Origin of the sequence: Scytonema sp. PRP1, from assembly GCF_036697665.2 — a bacterium.
GTDB classification, from domain to species: Bacteria; Cyanobacteriota; Cyanobacteriia; order Cyanobacteriales; family Nostocaceae; genus Kalymmatonema; species Kalymmatonema gypsitolerans.
This window is the reverse complement of the sequence record NZ_JBAHYJ020000123.1, coordinates 149,008-169,051: the sequence shown is the minus strand read 5'-3', so window position 1 is coordinate 169,051 and position 20,044 is coordinate 149,008. Positions and strand designations below refer to the sequence as shown.

The 20,044-nt window shown below is 44.0% G+C and carries 16 protein-coding genes and 2 pseudogenes; 8 read left to right on the top strand and 10 right to left on the bottom strand.

Annotated elements, in window-relative coordinates; all coding sequences use genetic code 11:
* Positions 1-50 precede the first annotated feature (50 nt).
* The gene (locus tag V5G28_RS33010) at positions 51-311 is read right to left on the bottom strand and encodes a ParB N-terminal domain-containing protein (protein ID WP_041034194.1); all 261 of its coding nucleotides are present in this window, start codon (positions 309-311) and stop codon (positions 51-53) included.
* Positions 312-640: 329 nt separating this feature from the next.
* Between V5G28_RS33010 and V5G28_RS33005 the strand changes: the two genes are divergently transcribed.
* Positions 641-2,236, top strand: a complete 1,596-nt coding sequence (locus V5G28_RS33005) for a SpoIID/LytB domain-containing protein (RefSeq protein WP_332991661.1) — start codon at positions 641-643, stop codon at positions 2,234-2,236.
* 276 nt (positions 2,237-2,512) lie between these two features.
* Here the strand turns inward: V5G28_RS33005 and V5G28_RS33000 are convergent, their stop codons facing one another.
* Positions 2,513-2,815, bottom strand: coding sequence for a ferredoxin (locus V5G28_RS33000; RefSeq protein ID WP_332991659.1), 303 nt, complete (start codon positions 2,813-2,815; stop codon positions 2,513-2,515).
* Between the two features lie 556 nt (positions 2,816-3,371).
* Positions 3,372-3,671, bottom strand: coding sequence for a ferredoxin (locus tag V5G28_RS32995; protein ID WP_332991657.1), 300 nt, complete (start codon positions 3,669-3,671; stop codon positions 3,372-3,374).
* 460 nt (positions 3,672-4,131) lie between these two features.
* On the opposite strand from V5G28_RS32995, the gene V5G28_RS32990 reads away from it, so the two are divergent.
* Complete coding sequence (locus V5G28_RS32990; protein ID WP_096565213.1) at positions 4,132-5,145, top strand: Gfo/Idh/MocA family protein; 1,014 nt, start codon at positions 4,132-4,134, stop codon at positions 5,143-5,145.
* 487 nt (positions 5,146-5,632) lie between these two features.
* Positions 5,633-6,406: a type I methionyl aminopeptidase gene (gene map / locus V5G28_RS32985; RefSeq protein WP_096565211.1), complete on the top strand. Its 774-nt coding sequence runs from the start codon at positions 5,633-5,635 to the stop codon at positions 6,404-6,406.
* Between the two features lie 55 nt (positions 6,407-6,461).
* Here map and V5G28_RS32980 read toward each other — a convergent pair.
* Positions 6,462-6,647 (bottom strand): annotated as a pseudogene (locus V5G28_RS32980) (chemotaxis protein CheB); the annotation flags it as partial.
* A gap of 395 nt (positions 6,648-7,042) precedes the next feature.
* Between V5G28_RS32980 and iscB the strand changes: the two are divergent.
* Positions 7,043-8,317 (top strand): annotated as a pseudogene (iscB, locus tag V5G28_RS32975) (RNA-guided endonuclease IscB).
* A 161-nt stretch (positions 8,318-8,478) separates the two neighbouring features.
* Here the strand turns inward: iscB and V5G28_RS32965 are convergent.
* Together V5G28_RS32965 and V5G28_RS32960 are read right to left on the bottom strand one after the other, a co-directional pair.
* Positions 8,479-10,464, bottom strand: coding sequence for an amylo-alpha-1,6-glucosidase (locus V5G28_RS32965; protein ID WP_332991653.1), 1,986 nt, complete (start codon positions 10,462-10,464; stop codon positions 8,479-8,481).
* Between the two features lie 267 nt (positions 10,465-10,731).
* Positions 10,732-11,217, bottom strand: coding sequence for a DUF29 domain-containing protein (locus V5G28_RS32960; RefSeq protein ID WP_336231518.1), 486 nt, complete (start codon positions 11,215-11,217; stop codon positions 10,732-10,734).
* 491 nt (positions 11,218-11,708) lie between these two features.
* On the opposite strand from V5G28_RS32960, the gene V5G28_RS32955 reads away from it, so the two are divergent.
* The gene (locus V5G28_RS32955) at positions 11,709-13,109 is read left to right on the top strand and encodes a DUF4041 domain-containing protein (RefSeq protein ID WP_332991651.1); all 1,401 of its coding nucleotides are present in this window, start codon (positions 11,709-11,711) and stop codon (positions 13,107-13,109) included.
* Positions 13,110-13,324: 215 nt separating this feature from the next.
* Here the strand turns inward: V5G28_RS32955 and msrB are convergent, their stop codons facing one another.
* Complete coding sequence (gene msrB / locus V5G28_RS32950) at positions 13,325-13,819, bottom strand: peptide-methionine (R)-S-oxide reductase MsrB (protein ID WP_332991647.1); 495 nt, start codon at positions 13,817-13,819, stop codon at positions 13,325-13,327.
* A gap of 359 nt (positions 13,820-14,178) precedes the next feature.
* A complete protein-coding gene (locus V5G28_RS32945; RefSeq protein ID WP_332991645.1) occupies positions 14,179-15,411 on the bottom strand; it encodes a TetR family transcriptional regulator in 1,233 nt (410 codons plus the stop codon).
* A 183-nt stretch (positions 15,412-15,594) separates the two neighbouring features.
* On the opposite strand from V5G28_RS32945, the gene V5G28_RS32940 reads away from it, so the two are divergent.
* Complete coding sequence (locus V5G28_RS32940; RefSeq protein WP_096565199.1) at positions 15,595-16,443, top strand: acyl-CoA desaturase; 849 nt, start codon at positions 15,595-15,597, stop codon at positions 16,441-16,443.
* Between the two features lie 160 nt (positions 16,444-16,603).
* Here V5G28_RS32940 and V5G28_RS32935 read toward each other — a convergent pair whose 3' ends face one another.
* Entirely contained in the window at positions 16,604-17,956 is a 1,353-nt protein-coding gene (locus V5G28_RS32935; RefSeq protein WP_332991640.1) for a pentapeptide repeat-containing protein, read from the bottom strand.
* 9 nt (positions 17,957-17,965) lie between these two features.
* Between V5G28_RS32935 and V5G28_RS32930 the strand changes: the two genes are divergently transcribed.
* Positions 17,966-18,247 carry a tetratricopeptide repeat protein gene (locus V5G28_RS32930; RefSeq protein ID WP_332991638.1) on the top strand — a complete coding sequence of 94 codons (282 nt, stop codon included), beginning with the start codon at positions 17,966-17,968 and terminating at the stop codon, positions 18,245-18,247.
* On the opposite strand, the gene V5G28_RS32925 is transcribed toward V5G28_RS32930, so the two are convergent.
* Positions 18,207-18,497, bottom strand: a complete 291-nt coding sequence (locus V5G28_RS32925) for a hypothetical protein (RefSeq protein WP_332991636.1) — start codon at positions 18,495-18,497, stop codon at positions 18,207-18,209. The two genes, V5G28_RS32930 and V5G28_RS32925, sit on opposite strands and share 41 nt — an antisense overlap.
* Positions 18,498-19,014: 517 nt before the next feature.
* Between V5G28_RS32925 and V5G28_RS32920 the strand changes: the two genes are divergently transcribed.
* On the top strand, positions 19,015-19,761 hold the full coding sequence (locus V5G28_RS32920; RefSeq protein ID WP_332991634.1) for a tetratricopeptide repeat protein: 747 nt from the start codon (positions 19,015-19,017) through the stop codon (positions 19,759-19,761).
* Positions 19,762-20,044 lie beyond the last annotated feature (283 nt).

The window sequence follows — 20,044 nt, the reverse complement described above, 5'->3', positions numbered from 1 at the left end:
TTTTCTCCAAATGATTTATTGAATTGTTGTACCAAAGACAAAAGACAAGGTTATGCCAGATGCATCTTCAAAACACTTTTAGGGGCTTTGCGGACTCTAGCGATGATAGTTTCTTTACCCAAACGCTGGCAAGCTTCGTAGCGATGGCATCCAGAAAATCCGTAGTACTGTCCATCGACTTCTAAAACATCGATTGGTTCTTTCTGCCCAATGGCAGCAATCGATTCCATTAAAGCTTTTACCTTTTCTGGGTCGTTTTGGCGTGGCAAAGGTCGCCGTATCTGATTTAAAGGAATTTCTTGAATGACCATATATGAGTGGTGTTTTGTCGCTCTTTATAAATCATATTCGTTATGACTTCAAGTTGCAACTGATTTTGGTTGTCAAACAGGTATTGGTTTGAGCAAATAACTTGTGCCAAAAACTACTACACTACATAGGAAAGTCAGAATGCTAAAAAGGAACCCTAAAGATGAAAGGGGGGTCTTAAAATCAGGATGCTTCGCTTGAATTTTTCTGGACGGATTTTTTCCGTTTTAGGGGCTTGCAACCAAGTATGTCTGACATTATCCTTCTTACCTAATAATGATTTTGGCGATCATCTACCCCTAGACAGCTGTGGCGGCAAAACAAAGATTCCATGAAAATCATTTGGCGTATTTCTTACACGGTACTCACCACGTTTTGTTTGTTGGGTCTAACTGGGGCGTCGGGTCCTGCAAGTAAAACAAAGGATGTGGAAATTAGCGTTGGTATTGTGCAGCGATTTGGAGATCAGCCTACAGAAACGCTGCAATTAGAACCTACCAAAGGCGATCGCTTGAGGTTGAAGTTTCAAGATGGGAGTACCCAGCAAACTTTAGTCACGACCAAGCCTGTGAAACTAGAAGTCTTGATGCAAGCAATGCCTGCAGCAGTCGTCAAGGAAAGGGTCGTCTTGGGAACATTCCGTACGTATGAAACTGCTGAAGATAGTGCGCAAAAGTGGCGCGATCGCGGAATAGAAGTAGAAATAGCCCAACCAGATCGCTGGCAAGTTTGGGCAAAACGGGAAGTTTACAACACTCCCTTACTCAGACGTTTGCTGTTGCAAAGCGTCCAAGCTGCTGGTCAAAAAACTGCTTTTGTCGATACCCAAGTTTTACAAAACGTACCCCGAGTCACTTGGCAAGTGGATGGCAAACGCTTCAGCCCAGATAATTTAGAAATTAGTAGCGACAAAAATTTGATTCGGGTCAATGAAAGTAAAAAACCCGAGAAAGCACATCTTTACCCTGGACGCATGAAGTTGCAGCCAAATGCTTATGGTGACTATACTCTCGTGAATGAAGTGCTTTTAGAAACATACTTGCGTGGAGTTGTGCCGTATGAAATTGGCGCGACAGCTCCCATGCCAGCAATGGAAGCACAAGCGATTCTCGCCCGGACTTATGCTTTACGGAATTTACATAGATTTGCTATAGATGGGTATCAACTGTGCGCGGATACTCACTGTCAAGTTTATTATGGGTTGAATGGAGTGACACCGAACACAGATCGGGCGATCGCCACAACACGGGGTATGGTTCTCACTTATAAAAACCAGCTAGTGGATGCTTTATATTCTTCCACAACTGGTGGTGTCACCGCTTCCTTTAGCGATGTCTGGAATGGTGATGACCGTCCCTATCTGCAACCGATAGTAGATGCTCCGAGCCATGATATATGGAACTTGTCTGGGCAGAATTTAGCGGATGAAAACCAATTTCAACAGTTTATCAGTCTCAAACAAGGATTTAATGAAAGTGATAGGGACTTGTTCCGTTGGCGTCGGGAAACGAGCTTGAAAGAGATTACCAAGGGTTTACAAAAATTTCTCAAGGTGAAAAACAGCCCCTATGCGAAGTTCCAAACTATCCGAGAAATGAAAGTAGTAGAGCGAAGCAAGAGCGGTCGGATTCTCAAACTCGATGTCAAAACAGATATTGGCACATTTTCTTTACATAAAGACGAAGTTCGCAGTGCCTTTATGGCTCCTATCAGCACCCTGTTTTACCTACAACCATTAAATAAAGGCAACTCAGAACTTTGGGGATACGCCTTTGTTGGCGGTGGTTTAGGACATGGAGTTGGCTTGAGTCAAGTGGGTGCTCAAAATTTAGCTAACCTCGGCTGGTCAAGTCCAAAGATTCTTCAGTTCTACTATCCTGGGACTAAAACTCAAATTCTCGGCAACGGGATTGCGCAAACAAACTGAGCAAATCTATATCTATCACACTCAAAATGCTTTCCTTCCCTTGCAGCTCAACACAGGGATGCTTGTGGAAATTGCTAAAATTAAATTAATAAAGCAGGAACGCGGGATTCCCTGTGCTCCTGCTTACATAACATGAATCTAGACTGAATGCCAAAGTAGGTGTTGGAGCAGACACAACAGAGGATGATTTCTGTTGTCTGTACTGCTTCTTTTACTTTTGTGTCTCTAGGACATCGGATACTCTTCCAAGAGGTTGATTTTTGAGATGTCTAACTTTTAGTAAAGTTCCTCTTCCTTGTGGGTTTCGATGGTGCAGTCTCCAGTTGGGTAAGCCACACAAGTCAAGATATATCCAGCTTCCATCTGGTCATCATCTAAGAAAGACTGGTCAGACTGGTCAGGCGCGGCACCAGATACAAGTTTACCAGCACACGTAGAGCAAGCACCAGCACGGCAAGAGTAGGGGAGGTCAAAACCTTTCTCTTCAGCAGCATCTAGAATATATTCATCATCGTTAACCTCAATCGTTTCGTTGAATCCTTCAGCTTCGTGAATCAGAGTTACCTTGAAAGTCGGCATTTAGTAATCCTCTTTTTTGCAAACGGATTGTATAAGTTATGCTAAAGCAAATACCACGGCTAATCCTATGGGATCAGCCGTTCATTAAAATTTGCTTCACTTCTGATACTACGAGAAAAATAAAACGATGCAACCGGAAATCGAACTCGATTAGTAATGAAATTTAGTTAGTTAATCAAGATAAGTTTTTTTTATAAGACTGAGTCTCTACTCCTTAGATTATTAAATAAAATTATAAGTGGACAAAAAATCTTGAAAGTATAAAAAGTTAGCGTACTATATCAATTTATAGCTTATTTAACCAGCAATTTGCTGCACCTTCATTTGTCTACGAATACCCTTTAAGCCACTCTGTCACAGTGTAAGTAAGTTATGCAAGCAGGAGCATAGGGTTTTCTATGTTCCTGCTTGCATAACCTGAATATAGACTTATTGCCAAAGTAGGTGTAACCAACAGACACAGCACAGGGGGAATATTTCTCTGTCTATCCTGCTTTTTTTTCTGTCATTACCACATCAGTGGCTCTTGCAAGTTGATTTTTGAGGTGCCTAAGCTTTATTCGATATCATCTTTCTTGTGGGTTTCGATGGTGACATCAGAGGTAGGTTTGGCGATACAGGTCAGCACATATCCTTGCTCAATCTGGTCGTCGTCCAAGAAAGACCCGTCAGACTGCTCAACGGAACCTGATTTAATGAAACCAGCACAGTCAGAGCAAGCACCAGATCGGCACGAGTAGGGCAAATCAAGATCAGCTTCTTCAGCTATATCTAGAATGTATTCATCATCTCCTACCTCAATTGTTTTGTTTATCCCTTCAGCGTCATTGACGAGTGTCACTTTGTAAGTAGCCATTTTGTCATCCTCTCTTCTACAAACGGATCGTATAAGTTATCCTAAAGCAAATAGGACGGCTAATCTGATTGGATCAGCAGTTCATGAACATTTGCTTCACTTCTGATACTACGAGAAAAATAAAACGATCTAACCGGAAACTGAACTCGATGAATAATGAAATTTAGTGAGTTAACCAAAATAATTTTTTTTATAAGACTAAGCCTCTACTTGTTAGATTGTTAAATAAAGTTATAAACGAGCAAAAATCAATGTATAAAAATAACATAGTAAACCAATCTGAGGTTGGTTGAGATGTTAAAGCTGTTTGTTGTGGGAATAGGGGGTGTACGAGTGTAGACAGAGGAGTCTATTTTTCCCTATATTCTTACCTTGATACGAGCGTAATGCCTTTACGCCCTTATACCCATCGGTTCCTTAGCGCTTATACACAACAATAAACAAAGCGGTGACAATAATAATGTACGATAACTCAGCTTTTTCGCAAAAATGCCCAGTAAGGGTGGGTTTGGTTGGTACTGGGTATGCAGCAAAGCTCCGGGCTGAAACATTGGTGCATGATCAACGCTCACATCTCGTTGCTGTTGCCGGTCATACACCCGAAAAGACAGAAGCCTTTGCTAGAGACTACCAGGCTGAGGTGATAGATTCTTGGCAGCAACTGGTAGAGCAAGACAATATAGACTTGGTGGTGATTTGCACTGTGACTCGGGATCATGGTGCAATTGCACGAAAAGCGTTGCAGAACGGTAAACACGTTGTTGTAGAGTATCCCCTTTCTGTAGATGTGGCGGAAGCTGAAGAACTTATTGCCCTTTCCAAAGCACAAAAAAAATTGCTCCATGTCGAACATCTTGAACTGTTGGGTGGTGTGCATCAAGCCTTGAAGCAATACCTCCCAGAAGTTGGTCAAGTATTTTTTGTGCGCTACAACACCATTAATCCCCAGCATCCCGCACCCCGCAAATGGACTTACAATCACGAGCTTTTCGGGTTTCCTTTGATTGGCGCACTTTCGCGCTTGCACCGTCTTGTAGATTTGTTTGGTGAAGTTTTATCGGTCAACTGTCATAACCGATTTTGGCGGATAGAAGAAACAGAGTATTACCAAAGCTGTTTCTGCGATACTCATCTGTCCTTTAATAACGGACTGTTAGCCCATGTTGTCTACGGTAAAGGCGAAACTTTGTGGCAACCAGAACGTAAGTTTGAAGTTCATGGTGAAAACGGCGGATTACTTTTTGATGGCAACACAGGAATTTTGGTACAGATAGGGGAAACAAAGACGATAGAAGTTGGTGATCGTCGAGGTTTGTTTGCCAAAGATACGACAATAGTGTTAGACCATCTCATTGATGGTACTCCCATATACGTCACCTCAGAAGAAAGCTTGTACACTCTAAAAGTGGCGGATGCGGCACGACGTTCTGCTGAAACGGGGGTAACGGTAGTATTGGATGATGCTTTACAGTGACGTTCTCCCCACGCTGCCTGACGGCTCTTCGTGGGGCTTCTACAAGTCGCCCTGTAGAAATTTCCTGCTTCATTGGTCGTTACTCCAAATGCCCCAAGGATTACTCCATACAGCAACATCCGCGTTCCGATACCTCCACAGGCAGTTTAGAGACTCCTGACCCCCCACGGAGTCTTTGTATGCAGGGAATCCGAAAGAATTCTATGTCTGTTTACGTTTCCCAAGTTATGCACTGTTCACCTGTTTTACCAGTCCGTTTGTGTCATCTGGTTGGTCGTCACCAATGTTGCCGGACTTCGTCCCACTTCGCTAACACAAGAGCAACGGAATTGCTTTGGGCATTTAGACTTTACCACATTTGTCCTTACAATTCAGTATATATTGAAAAATATTCGGACATCCTCAAGGGATGTACCTCATATTTTTCCGGCTATCCATCCCCACCGCATAGGCGGACTCTTGAATTCCGCCGAATTCGTTAAATTTCATGAAAAGCGAAACGATTGTAATTTTATCTAACAGAGAACTAGACAAGATGCGTAAGGCTGGACGCTTGGCAGCGGAGCTTTTACACCATCTTGAACCACTTGTCAAGCCAGGGGTAAGCACCCTGGAACTCAATGACGAAGCTGAACGCTGGACACAGGCGCATGGTGCAAAAAGCGCACCTCTTGGCTACAAGGGCTTTCCTAAGTCAATTTGCACGAGTGTTAATGAAGTCATCTGTCACGGGATTCCCAATGCCAAGCAAATCCTCAAGGAAGGTGACATCATTAATATTGATGTGACACCGCTTGTTGATGGCTACCACGGTGATACATCCAAGACATTCTTTGTTGGCACGCCTTCGCCAAAAGCCAAAAAGCTGGTTGAGGTGACACACGAGTGCTTGAGAAGGGGCATTGCTGAAGTCAAGCCAGGAGCAAGGGTTGGGGATATTGGTGCAGCCATTCAAGAGTATGCCGAGGCGCAGGGCTTTTCGGTGGTGCGAGACTTCGTAGGACACGGTGTGAGCAACGTTTTCCATACTGCGCCGGAAATTCCCCACTTTGGGACACGAGGCAAGGGAAAACGTCTGCGACCTGGTATGGTTTTTACCATTGAGCCGATGATTAACGAAGGCACTTGGGAAGTCGAGGTTCTGGGTGATGGTTGGACTGCTGTGACACGCGATCGCAAGCTTTCCGCTCAATTTGAGCATACTCTCGCTGTGACTGAAGACGGCGTTGAAATCCTCACGTTACCCGAAGGTGAGACTTAACCATCAAAAACCTTCTGTGTTGATGGCATCAAAACTATAGCGCTTCTCACTTGCATCAAATACACATATGCGGTTGGGGCAAAGGCTGGTTTTGGACAACCCCTTTCCCGCTTTGCTCCTTCACCGCGTACAGCCCAGATGCCCCATCATCAAGCAATCTAGTTAGAACTACCCCAATCACTTGCGGATCATAGCTCCGGGCGGCGGAGCGAAACAAGACGTCAATCGAGGGACGAAAGCGATTTTCCTTAGATCCGCGAGTTACTCAGATATGCCCCGATTCCACAAGCAGGTGGTGATCTGGCAGAGCAATATAAATCCGTCCCGGTTGGCTTCAGACAATGAAACAGTCCTGCCCTAAATAAGGCTGAATTTCTGATGAGAAATTGATAGTCAGGGTTCTCTCGTTGACAGTGCGAACCCCATGCCTAAAAGGCAGGGGCTTGCTGGTTGACTCACCTGACCAGACTACTCGTTTAGAGCAAGAGTTAAAAGACCCACTTCAGGATGCTTGCTAGTTCTGAACACTGGAACCGAACGATTAAACAGGCTTATGGAGAATAAACCAGTGTCGTTTGGATAGTACCGACTCTAAACAATGTCGAAGCAAACTTTACCCGAAAGGAGTATGCAGCAATGCAAAATTATGTATTCGTTATCGACGAAAACAAACAACCTCTTAATCCAATCCCTCCAGCACGAGCAAGAGAATTGCTCAGCAAAAGGAAAGCCGGTGTCTTTAGGGTGTACCCGTTTACTTTGATACTCAAACACGTAGTTGGCAACGCAACACCAAAACCACTAGTAATCAAGCTTGACCCCGGTAGTCGATTTACAGGTATTGCGATTCTTGACCAGGATAAGGTTATTTGGGCGGCTGAATTGGAACACAGGGGATGGCAAATTAAAGACTCTTTAGAGTCGAGAAGGTCATTGCGTCGCTCAAGGCGTACACGCAAGACTCGATATCGTCAACCACGCTTTGACAACCGCAACCGTCTAGAGGGTTGGCTACCACCATCATTAATGCATCGTGTTCTTACTTTGGTAACTTGGGTAAAACGACTTTGCCGCTATGCTCCAATAACTCAAATAGCTATAGAGCTAGTTAAGTTTGACACCCAAAAAATGCAAAACCCAGAAGTTGATGGGGTTGAGTATCAACAAGGAGAACTTGCAGGCTATGAAGTGCGAGAATATCTTCTAGAGAAGTGGGCGCGCAAATGTGCGTACTGCGATAAAGAAGGTATTCCGCTCCAGATTGAGCATATCCATCCCAAATCAAAGGGCGGTAGCAACCGAGCCAGCAATTTAACCTTGTCTTGCGAGCGATGCAACATCAACAAAGGAATCAAGTCTATAGACGAGTTCCTCAAAAAGGATGGTTCTAGGTTAGAAAGAATAAAACGACAAGCCAAGCAACCATTAAAAGATGTAGCCGCAGTCAACTCGACTCGTTGGGAATTATTCCGCACCTTAAAAAATATCCTACCTACAACAACGGGAACGGGTGGACAAACCAAATACAACCGAACAAGCTTTGAACTACCAAAGCAACACTGGTATTGATGCGGCTTGTGTTGGGAATGTCGAAACATCAATTTGCTGACTCAACAACCAGTACGCATTAAGTGTGCTGGTTGGGGAACTCGTCAAATGTGTGGTACTGACAATTACGGATTCCCAACTCGTCATCGACAGCGCAAGCAAGTTCACTTTGGGTTCAGAACTGGCGACATCATTAAAGCTGTTGTCACTTCTGGAAAAAAGGTTGGCGAGTACGTTGGTCGAGTGTTGTGTCGTAAAACTGGTAGTTTTGATATTGCCACCAAAACAGGTCGCATTGCGGGTATTAGTTACAGATTTTGCACACCAATTCATCAAAAGGACGGTTACTCGTATGCATTTTAAGATATCTGGACAGCGAATAAATTCGCCTGTTTGCTCCTGCAGCCATGTTTAGAAAACAGGGGCTTCCGCCACCAGGAGGTTCGGTGAAAATGCGACGAGAAAAATGCAGGATAGACTCAGGAAAAACTCATCTCTAGGCATTGCACATCGCAAGAAACCTTTTAGGAATTCTCTGCCGCAAGCCAAGCACGCAAAACCTCTGCTACTGTCCACGCTTGGGCAATACATCCCCGTGGGGTCATAGGGGCATTGCCATCAAAAATTTCGCTGAGATTACCGACACCGTGAGCAGTGAGATGGTTCGCCATTGGCTCTAGGAACTGACGAGCAATAGCTGGGTTTTTATAGACACGCATATGTGCCAGGACAAACGGACCTAGCAACCAACCCCAGACTGTTCCTTGATGATAGGCTCCATCGCGTTGATACTGATTACCGCCGTAAATTCCCTGGTATTGGGGATGCTCAGGGGCAAGCGAACGCAATCCATGCGAAGTTAGCAGCATCCGCCCACAAGCATCTACCACTCCTTGTTGCTGGGCTGGCGTGAGCGGGCTTTCGGGTAAGGAGACGGCAAAAATTTGGTTAGGGCGCAAGGATGGGTCATCTCCATCGGGACCATCCAGCACATCGTAGCAGTAGCCTGTCTGTTGATTCCAAAAGCGAGAAAATCTGACTTGGGTACGGTCGGCGATCGCCTCATACTCCTGATGGGGCTTGCCAATGTGGCGAGCAAAGTTTGCCATTGTCCGTAAAGCATTATACCAGAGGGCATTTACCTCTATGGGTTTGCCAATGCGCGGCGTCACAACCCAATCTCCGACTTTGGCATCCATCCAAGTGAGTTGCACACCCGTTTCCCCTGCATAAAGCAAACCATCGGTGGAATCGAGGTGGATGTTGTAGCGAGTGCCGCGACAGTGCCAGTCGATGATATCTGCAAGCACCCCAAAGAGTTCATGCAACAAATCATCATCCTCAGTGGCGCTGTAGTAAGCGCGGACTGCTTCAAAATACCACAGAGTCGCATCGACTGTATTGTATTCTGGTGTTTCACCCGCATCGGGGAAGCGATTCGGCAACATTCCCTGGTCTACATACGTGGCAAAGGTGCGGAGAATTGAGCGTGCTATCTCTGGGCGTTCAGTGGCAAGGGTCAGACCGGGTAGGCTAATCATCGTATCGCGTCCCCAGTCACTAAACCAGTGATAACCAGCGATGATGGTTTTGCCGTGAGGGTGTTCTGGCACGGAGCGGTCAACAATAAACTGGTCAGCAGCCAACACTAAATGATTGATCCAGGCAGGAGAATCAGGAGCATGGAGGGGTCGGTTAGATTTCCACTGTCCGATTAACTTCTGCTCTTGGGTGTGACGGTGGTGGAGTGCTGCTTCACCATCCAAGTCTGGTTGGTTGTCAGTACTGGCGACAAAGGTGAGCGATTCCCCAGGGTTAAGTGTAGCTTCAAAAGTAGCAGCGTGGAGGTGGTCTTCTTTGTCGCTCAGTCCTCGGTAGCGTTCAACTGCTAGATCAAATCCGTAATACCAATTGTGGACAACAGATGCACTGCCGTGGTCACTCAGAAGATACAGTGGTACAGCACCCGGATAAGCTGCGACACAAATCCCTTGTGTCACTGGCTCAACGGTCATCTGCCAACCGTTGCTTTGGGTACTGCCGTGATAATCGCGGTAGTTGACCATTGCTTTAAGCGTCAGCTTTAACGGTTGGGTGGCGCGACGCAGGGCATATTGGACATAGGTTGTGTTAGCTCCCTGCTGCATCCACACCCGTTTTTCTAACAAAGCGTCAGCAAAGGCAAAACGCCACACAGGAATTGTGCCTTCCAAGGAAAAGTGTTCAATGTGCTGGTAGCCTTGGGGACTGACGATACCATCCACCCAACGGTTCGTGTGGAAAGAGAAAGAGCGAGCGTCATACAAGGCAGTTTCATCCAGTTTTGCCAGCAGCAAAGTCCGACCCAGAGGCGGTTTCAAAGCCGCTAGCAGTAAGCCGTGATAGCGACGGGTCAGTAAACCTGCCACAGTACCAGAAGCGTAACCGCCGATGCCATTGGTGACTAACCATTCCCGCGACTGTGCGATGTCGAGATTGCCACAGATTTCCCGCCCAAATTCAATACACATAAGTCAACACCCTTCTTTGGGATTGATATTTTGGAGTATCGGTTATAAAGCCTATATTGTGTTGAGATTGGGATTAAGAGTTGATGAGAGGGCATTTTTTTTACATTACAATCTCAACTGAAATTTTAACGACTAATCAGGTTGAGATCATGTAATATTCATAAGCTTTTTGGGGATCAGGGCGATCGCTCTGTTGTTCATTAGACAAATTCAAAAGGAGCAATGACAGATTTAGCCCCAGATTCTTAGAGCATTGATCACAGGTGTTTATGATTCCGACTTGTCTACTAATTCACTTAACTCGCCAGGATAAAAGCAATCTTCTAGAATCTCAGTCAAGTTGTAGGGACAATTGAGAGGAAAGATTTGCTCTGGCAGGTCAGTTTCTCCCATTGCTAAGTCCTTGGCATTCTCATATGCTTCTTGCAGAGCATCATCAAGATAAGGTTTGAGGCTTGGGTTGTCTTTTAGTAACCGTATCGTATCGCGACGCTGTATGCGAAGTGTTGCTAGCCAACTGCGGCTGCGACGCTGAGGTTGGTACTCCCATTTCAGCAAATGTCCAATCAACACGCTCAAACGGCTACGCAGTTCTTGGCGTTGCTGCTTACCCAAAGATTCAATTTCCTCAATTAGGTTTGGTAGGTCAACCTGACTCCACTGTTGGTTGCGGAGCAACGTTGCTTGTTCCTGCGTCCAAGCGTAGAAGTCGGACTCGTAAAGGTTAAATGCAGGTATCGATGTCTTTGCCATTTTTGGGTTTGCCTCAGGCATATACATTAGGTTTTTCACCACAATTTTTATTGTAAAACTGTCTTTTGTAGAGTTGTTCAGCCGCTATGTATGTTCATTTTGGGATGAAGCGATGTCTAGTGAACGAATCAAAAATATTCAAAAATCTAGGAGACTGCTGACACTTTTACTACTTAGGTTAAGAAGGTGAGTATAATTTATCAAAGTAATTATACGGTACATTTATTTGTAATACTCAGATTTCGGATTTTATATGGAAAAAGTCTGTATAAATACTCTGTAGAGGGTAGTTATATGGAAATACTCCGTATAATTGAGTAGTTAGATCGGTTTATATCCTGATTGAGACCGTACTTCGAGATCTCGGTTGGAAATCTCATGAGTTGAGATCTTTCAGCTAGAATCAAACCTAAAGTTGAGAGAATTTTGAGATAAGAGGGTGCAAGTTCGACCAACCTATAGTAGATGATAGACGATTTCGGCTTGCTTCCATGACATACCTACTGTTCTTATTGTCCATCGGATTAGCCACCGCTCTTGCTTTGGTAATCAAGCAGCTACAACAACGCAAGAACGATTATACAGTGGCTCAGCAGCGTCTTAAAGAGGTAGATAGGCGATTACAAGAAGCAGATCGAAAATATGGTGGACTTATCTCTAGAGAAGATACCGCTAGGGAGCTAGATTCACAAATCATGATTCTGAAGGATCGCGTTAAACAACTGGATAAGGAAGCAGAGGCGGAAGAATGTGAACTGTCTATCAAGATTTCATCACTAAAATCGAAGCTTCAAGGACTCGAAGAACAAGAAATTGTCGAAGCTTTTGGATTTTATGAATCTAAGTATGATTTTCAAGAGGCTGAAGAGTATAAGCAACGCTTAGATAAGATTCGCACTCAGCAGAAACAGATGATAAAGGACAAACAAGCTGCTGTTTGTCATACTGAATGGTCAGTTAGCGGTAGTGTGAAAGAAGGTAAAAAGATGACTGATAATTTTATCAAGCTAGTTCTTCGTGCCTTTAATGGTGAATGTGACGCTTCGGTGATGAAGGTTAAATATAATAACGTTCAAACCATGGAAAATCGAATCAGAAAGACCTATGAGGAATTAAATAAACTTTCTCAGACTACGCACTGCGAAATCACTTCACAATTCTTGGATTTGAAATTACAGGAGCTTTGGCTGACCCATGAATATCAGGAGAAAAAGTATCAAGAGCAAGAGGAACAACGCATTATTCGTGAGCAGATGCGCGAAGAAGAAAGAGCATTGCGCGAACTCGAAAAAGTCAAGCAAGATGCTGAGCGAGAAGAACGTCGTTATCAAGAGGCTCTAGAAAAAGCTCGTAGGGAGATAGAATCCGCTACGGGTAAAAATCAGGAAAAACTCTTTAGCCAAATCGAGGAATTACAAAAGCGACTTGCACAGGCTGAAGCAAATAGAAAGAGAGCTATTTCTCAAGCTCAAATGACTAAATCTGGACACGTCTATATCATTTCAAACATTGGTTCATTTGGTGAAGATGTTTACAAAATCGGTATGACACGTCGCCTAGAACCAATGGATCGGGTTAAGGAACTGGGCGATGCTTCTGTTCCTTTTCCTTTTGATGTTCACGCCATGATCTTTTGTGAAAATGCACCAGAACTTGAATCTTGCTTGCACAAACGTTTTGACACCAGAAGAATGAACAAAGCAAACGAGAAAAAAGAATTTTTCCGAGTTTCATTGGAGGAAATAGTTAAAGTTGTCAGAGAGATAGATGAGGAACTTAAAATCTGCAAATCAGAGGTAAAATTTACCAAAATTGCTGAAGCTGCTGATTATCGAAAGACCCTTGCAAAAGAACGAGAAGTACACCCGCAGAAAGTAGCGACAGCGATCTAACAACTGTAGTGCAGCAGACAGTTGCAATTCACTGGTGCTGAGTTCAGTCTTATTTGCCGCCGCTGAACACAACCGTTAAACCGATGTCCTGGGAGTAGGGAGAAGCTTCCGGTTTGAGGGTAGGCGAGCACACGAAATCATCTCGTTTGTTACTCTCTCCAAGAGCGATCTGCCGCTATGCTGGAGCGGTTTGCTATCGCCTGCAAACACTAACCTCAACCTTCAATAAACTTCATTGCCACCCCATTCATACAATAACGCTTACCAGTAGGTGCGGGACCGTCGTTAAATACATGACCCAGATGTCCACCACAGCGATGGCAATGTACTTCTACTCTGGTCATAAAAAATGACTTGTCTACGGTTGTGGCGATCGCCCCTTCTATTGAGTTGAAAAAACTAGGCCAACCAGTACCACTGTTAAATTTGGTATCAGATGTAAAAAGTGGCAAGTCACAGGCAGCACATACATAAGCCCCTTTAGCATATTGCTTATCGAGAGAGCTGGTGTGAGCGCGTTCAGTCCCATGTTTCCGCAGCACAGAAAACTGTTCCGGCGTTAAAATTTTGCGCCACTCTTCTTCGGTTTTGCTGATTTCAAACTCATTCTTTGCAGTTGCCATAACTTCTGACCTTCCTGATAAATAACGTGATAACCATACTGTGCCTAGCATTGCTGCACCAGCGTGTAAAAAATATCGTTTTTTCATAATGCATCATTAATTTGCCGATTGAGCTAGCTTAATGACTAGCATGAGCGATAACCATGAATGAGCCCTGATAGAATCATTAAAATCTGCTAAGAATCATTGACATAAATACCATCAACTTCTGTAATTGTGTACTTTCTCTCAAAATTTCATCCGCTCCACCAAATGATCTCCCACGCGTAAAGCGTTGGATAGCTGCGATCGCCTGCCAGCAAGCGGGAGCTACGCGGTGCAGCAGAAGGACGAGAACCGCCTGTGGAGTTGCCGAGGTTGCTTGCTGTCGCTGATCTTCGTCGTTAGCTCATAAGTTTGATTGGAAACTCTATCAAGGTTATGCATTAAGGTGAGACTCGTGAGACTTAACTTTCGCGATTTACCTGCCTCGATTTATGATCGAGGCGAATCGCTTGCTCTAGAACTGATTTTTCTCTGGCTCTACGAGCATACGGCTGCAATTTTGTGATATTCCAACCCGTAATTATACTCATATCTTCTAAATTCATTCCCTTCATCAACATTTCTACACACCATGTTTGTTGAGCTTGCTCAATGACTGGCTGTTGCCCTTCTGGTGTTAATAATCCCTCAGTTAATATTTGCCAGCGCTGTTGTATTTCTACCTCTGAAATAGGCATTCCACCGTCGTTGAGAAATAATGCAGAGTGGTTATCTTTACGACTTTTTAACCACTGAGTTAAGGGATTGCGAGTATAAGAGCCATACTGCTTACCCATGATCCACTGATTGACAGGAACTTGTCGAATAGAGCCTTGGGTGATTTGCAATAAGTGCTGCTTGGCGTCGTTAATTTGGTGCGATCGCTCTAAGTTCGCAATTTCTTCGGAAGATAAACCTGCTCCAAACAAAACGTACATTAGGGCATAATCTCGCAACCCTGATTTTTTGGCTCTTTGCAAAATCAAGGAGACTAAATTTGCTGGTAAATCTACCACCTTGTCTGTTGCAATAGATTCATGATTGATTTGATTTGAAGAGTTTGTGGCAACCTTTAAAAACAGCGCCACCAAATTTTCCAAAAACTCATCTCTGTCATGCCAAAGTTCATGAAATTCACTGGTAAATTCAATCACGGCATATCCTACCAAGATACTATTGAGTAAACTGGCTAGCTTTTGAGGCGGCAATTGGGTGTATAATTGCTCATGCTCCATCATTGTTGCTAAATATTCAGCTACATAGTTGTTGGCTTGCGCTAAGCTTCTTCCCAGTGCTTGACGATTTTCTATTGGATATTTTCCTGACTCACCGACTACAGAGCGTATTAATTCAGGAACTTGTTCTAAAGCCGTTAAGCGCTCTTCGCAATAATTTTTGAGAGCTTGGTTAACACTGTTGCTTTGACTGACTTGCGTTTTTAAGGATTCACCCAGTTCTTTAAACACTGGTGACTCGGAAATCACCGCTAGAACCAATCCGTGCTTGTTGCCAAAATGCCGGAATAAGGTCACTTCATTCACTTTTGCTAATTCTGCGACAGCTTTTGTTGTCGTCTCGGTGATTCCCTGAGTCGCGAATAACTCCATTGCTGCATTAATCAGTCTCTGTCGCGTTGAAATTATTTCTCCAGACATAAGTGAAAACTGCAAGTGGCACTTGCATTTAAATTTTACCTTTGCTACACTAACAGATGTAAGTAGCACTTGCATCCTCTCCTCCTACTTTAGCTGTCAACGCCTGTGTTTGCAGAGGATGTGGTAACGAGTACAGTCTTCTGCACTAGTTTATTTACGGCATTCACGTCAAAGGAAAGATTTATGACTATCAACTCAGCTGCGGCTGTTGGTAAGCAGCCGCTTACTCTGAGCTGGATCAACGTGGCATTTTTCGGTACATTTCATGCCTTGGCAATCCTCGCTCCCTGGTGTTTTTCTTGGTCTGCTTTGGGAGTGATGATATTCCTGCACTGGTTGTTTGGCAGCATTGGTATTTGTTTAGGATATCATCGGCTTTTGACTCACCGAAGTTTTCAGGTACCGAAGTGGTTGGAGTATGGACTCGCTATTGTGGGTGCGCTTGCGATGCAAGGAGGACCAATCTTTTGGGTGGCGGGACATCGGCTACATCATGCGCATACAGAGGATCCAGACAAAGACCCCTACTCTTCCCAGCGTGGTTTTTGGTGGAGCCATATGCTTTGGATTTTTTACCCGCGTGCAGAGTTTTTTGAGGAACAACATTACAAAAGATTTGCCCCGGAATTATACCGTGACCCCTTTTATCGTTGGCTGAATCGCAACTTCTTGCCACTCCAGATTCCTGTTGGTGTCTTATTGTATGCTTTGGGTGGATGGAGTTTTGTAATCTACGGAGTCTTTCTGCGGGCAGTAGTGCTGTGGCATACCACTTGGTTCATCAACTCTGCAGCTCACCTGCGCGGCTATCGTAGTTTCCAGTTGAAGGATAACTCTCGTAATCTTTGGTGGGCGGCAATTCTAACTTATGGTGAAGGTTGGCATAACAATCACCATGCTCATCCAAATGTCGCAAAAGCCGGATACTCTTGGTGGGAAGTAGATATGACTTGGTGGGCAATTAAAACATTGCAGACTCTGGGGTTAGCTAAGAAAGTTGTCATGCCTCCAACGTCAAAAGCAAGTAGTTAGTGGTTACAAGAAAAACCAACACAACTAATGACTAACAAATAGACTTCTTGCAAAAGTCAAATAGTAATCCTCCGCTTTCTTTGTGAGAATTGAAAGCCACAGATCCCCGACTTCTTAAAGAAGTCGGGGATCTTGTTTCTTACAAATGATTTGCTAATGACTACCTGCCCAACTTATTAGGAATGCCTTCGCAACCGCCGGGAATAGTACTTCTGGTTTTTTCGCCTCCCCAAGCACAGCAATAGTATCGCGCTGACTCAGACATTCGCTGGGCATTGGTGAAATCAGCGTCTTCGACAACAGCCCCTGTGTGTTCGCCAGTCTCGTAGTCTGGCGGTGCAGTACGGCTGCGAGGCGAGGCGGTTTCAGCGGAACCATAGAAGAGGCGAATTCCGTTTAAATCACTACCGTTGAGTTTTGCTTCATATAAAATAGCCCGGGAGAGATTGGCTTTTACCAAGTCACAGTTAATGAGGTTAGCGCGGACAAGATTGGCTTCCGACAGATCAGTCCAACGCAAATCAGTACTAGCAAGATCAGCTCCCGCAAGCATCACTCCTAAATCGATGACACGCAAACCAGCCTCTCGATCTTCTGCATAACCGCCATTACCGTCGAGAATGGCACGCCCAAGATGGCGATCGCGCTTCAGGGGTGTCAGCAATTTGGAACGCGAGAGAAAGCGGAGAACTTTCGCTTTCCCACTACCATCTATACTACTAAGAATTGCTGCTGTGCGTCCTTCCGCAATCATCCGTTCTTGTGGCCAATCCTCTAACAATCCTTGTTCATCTAATACTAAGTCAGAGATACCTTGGAAATAGGAATCTATCGTCTGCTGTTGGGTAATAATATTTTGCTGAACCGTGAGGAGGTTTTGCTGAATGGTCAAGTCTTTAGAAATGACGTACTGTCGCCAAGCAACATAAACGGCAATAATGGCAATGAGAATTTGCCCCAAAGCACCAAACCATTCCGCAAGTGTCCCAGAAGCTTCCCAGTTTATTCGGCGTCCAAAAGCTAGGATGCGATCGCCCAAACCGCTGAACTTAATTCCACCAATGAGACCTGCTATGACTCCTAAAAACGCAACAAACAGCGCTCGTTCTTGATCTGAAAACCACTCTTGTACCACAGTGACTATAGTTGGTAACAGCACTGCTAGTGACAAGACCAAAGTTCCCAGCGTTCCCAAGATACCAATGATCCAGTTATTGATGGCTATTCCTATAAAAGTGATGGCGATCGCTACTAAGATCAGCAACAATGCCCTGGGTTTGACAGTGACAGGTCTAGTGATCCCTTGGAGAGTGGAACGTGCTTGTTGGAGGGCAGCTGTGTTGCGCGGAGATTGCAGCGATGAAAGTGCCGCAAGGGCTTGTTGAGTGGCAAGCCCATCTGGGATGAAGCAATTTTCACCTACGTCCTCAAAGTCATCTGGTTGTAAGTCGTCTTCGAGAACAGGTTCTTGTTTATGAGACAGGGATGAGTTGGAGTTGGATTCAATCGGCATGATTATATTTTGCCACCAGCACGCTTCAGTTCAACAGCTGTCTCATGGTATCTGCTAGAAGGTGGGGTTAGGCAACAGCCGCAGGTAACAACTGATCGTGCTATTCAAGTCAATAGTGAATGGGGCAAACTTAGCCCTGCCGAAGCTTGGGAGAACCGAGGTTATGTACTGGAGCAGATGAAACGGTACGATGAAGCGCTTAAATCTTATAATAAAGCCCTTCAAATCAAACCTGACTTACAAACAGTAATCAATAAACGCCAGCGGTCACTGAATCTATTGGGGCGCTAAAAAAATAGGCGTTATCGCTATTTATCCTGGCCTGATCATTACGATACATTACCATCCACATCTCGCCGCCGTTTTGTGTATCGGGTTGCAAGGCGCAAGAAAAGCGGTCTTTTGAGCCGAAGCCGAATATACCTGGAGTCCAGCCAGTAGCAACATCGTACGCCAAGACTAAACCAGCGACACCCGCCGCAGCACCAATGATGCCTACAGTCAAATTACTTATGTCAAATATGTGGCTTTTTTTAGACATCGGCTCTGCTCTCAAATCCAGACAATGCCGTTATATTTTTACCATTTTTTCTCTGTACAAATATTTACGGTAGGATTTCTGAAAAGATTGCGGTTCCTCAACCAATTGCATCTGACACAAAAGTAAGTAAATGCGCAGCTAGCTGCTTTTTTGTTCAAATCGAGATCGAGCAATCCTCATATACGTCTTTGCCGTTCAAAAGTCAAGAGTAACTCTGGACTCTCTGCAAAAATAATTTGATTGATATAAATAAAATAATTATATCTATCTTAGGACATAAATCAATTTTGTTATTTTAGATATGAGATTGTCAAGATAAAGAAAATACCAAAATTTACCTTTTCATCTACGTATAATATGGTATTATCAATAAGAAGTATTTTGTCAAATATCTTTTTTTCAGCAAAGGTTTTAATACATTTTTTTATCCATAGTTTTGCTAAAATGTCAGTATGTCTTTATACTTCTTTTAAAGAAGAAAAAGATTAGGATGATACTAAGAGTTCTATAGTCAAGCATGGTCAGTTGGCGTTGCTTTGTTGCTTATAGCTTTTTAACGACTGTATTTCTATCTGGCTGTGGTGAGTGGGCAAAATCAGCTGGACAAAATAGCAGGCAAGTGATTAAGGAAACTAATGTTGCCCAGTTAATTACAGAAGCAAATGATGCTCAAAAGGCAGAAAACTATTTCACTAAAGGGAATAGTTTGTTCAACTCACATCGCTACGAGGAAGCAATAGCAGCATACGACAAAGCGATATCGATTAAATCTCAGAGTGCGGAAGCATGGATTAACAGAGGTAATGCATTAACCGCTTTGCAACGGTATCAGGAGGCTGTAGAATCGTACGACGAAGCAATTGCCATTAAAACAGACAAACATGAAGCCTGGTTTAATAAAGGTAATGTCCTAACAAAATTGCAACGCTACCAAGAAGGGATAGTATCTTACGACAAAGCAATTGCCATTAAACCAGACAAGCTTGAAGCTTGGATAAACAAAGGCATAGCCCTGACAAAGTTGCAACGCTATCAGGAAGCTTTAGCATCCTACAATAAGGCGATCGCCATTCAACCAAACAAGCATGAAGCTTACTACAACAAAGCTTGTACTTATGCATTACAGAATAATACAAAATTAGCAGTTGAGAACCTACAAAAGGCGATTCAGCTTTTTCCGGGTAAGTACGACAAGTTAGCAAAAACAGACTCAGATTTTGCCAAAATTCGTACTCATAAGAAATTCCAGGAATTGATAGAATAATTTGTAAACTTTTAAACTACAGTAGGGTGCGTTAAATTTGCCATAACGCACCCTAAATATTTAACAGTGAACAGTTATCAGTTAAATATGAGTGGTCGCGCGTCCCCCACCATACGCCGTCAGGACTGATAACTGTTTTAAGAGGATGTTTTAAAAGTCCTACTGTCGGTAGCAAAGTGTTCTAGATCCCCCTAAATCCCTCTTAAAAAGGGGGACTTTGATTCCGGTTCCCCCCTTTCCAAGGGGGGCTAGGGGGGATCAATAAGTGCCAAAAATCACAGCC

Bases quoted from the DNA above. Each gene is read 5' to 3' on its own strand.
- V5G28_RS32940 (WP_096565199.1), top strand. From the start codon at position 15,595: ATGACTATCAACTCAGCTGCGGCTGTTGGTAAGCAGCCGCTTACTCTG.
- V5G28_RS32990 (WP_096565213.1), top strand. From the start codon at position 4,132: ATGTACGATAACTCAGCTTTTTCGCAAAAATGCCCAGTAAGGGTGGGT.
- V5G28_RS33000 (WP_332991659.1), bottom strand. From the start codon at position 2,815: ATGCCGACTTTCAAGGTAACTCTGATTCACGAAGCTGAAGGATTCAAC.
- V5G28_RS33010 (WP_041034194.1), bottom strand. From the start codon at position 311: ATGGTCATTCAAGAAATTCCTTTAAATCAGATACGGCGACCTTTGCCA.
- map (WP_096565211.1), top strand. From the start codon at position 5,633: ATGAAAAGCGAAACGATTGTAATTTTATCTAACAGAGAACTAGACAAG.
- V5G28_RS32965 (WP_332991653.1), bottom strand. From the start codon at position 10,464: ATGTGTATTGAATTTGGGCGGGAAATCTGTGGCAATCTCGACATCGCA.
- V5G28_RS32995 (WP_332991657.1), bottom strand. From the start codon at position 3,671: ATGGCTACTTACAAAGTGACACTCGTCAATGACGCTGAAGGGATAAAC.
- V5G28_RS32960 (WP_336231518.1), bottom strand. From the start codon at position 11,217: ATGGCAAAGACATCGATACCTGCATTTAACCTTTACGAGTCCGACTTC.
- msrB (WP_332991647.1), bottom strand. From the start codon at position 13,819: ATGAAAAAACGATATTTTTTACACGCTGGTGCAGCAATGCTAGGCACA.
- V5G28_RS32925 (WP_332991636.1), bottom strand. From the start codon at position 18,497: ATGTCTAAAAAAAGCCACATATTTGACATAAGTAATTTGACTGTAGGC.
- V5G28_RS32920 (WP_332991634.1), top strand. From the start codon at position 19,015: ATGGTCAGTTGGCGTTGCTTTGTTGCTTATAGCTTTTTAACGACTGTA.
- V5G28_RS32935 (WP_332991640.1), bottom strand. From the start codon at position 17,956: ATGCCGATTGAATCCAACTCCAACTCATCCCTGTCTCATAAACAAGAA.
- V5G28_RS32955 (WP_332991651.1), top strand. From the start codon at position 11,709: ATGACATACCTACTGTTCTTATTGTCCATCGGATTAGCCACCGCTCTT.
- V5G28_RS33005 (WP_332991661.1), top strand. From the start codon at position 641: ATGAAAATCATTTGGCGTATTTCTTACACGGTACTCACCACGTTTTGT.
- V5G28_RS32945 (WP_332991645.1), bottom strand. From the start codon at position 15,411: ATGTCTGGAGAAATAATTTCAACGCGACAGAGACTGATTAATGCAGCA.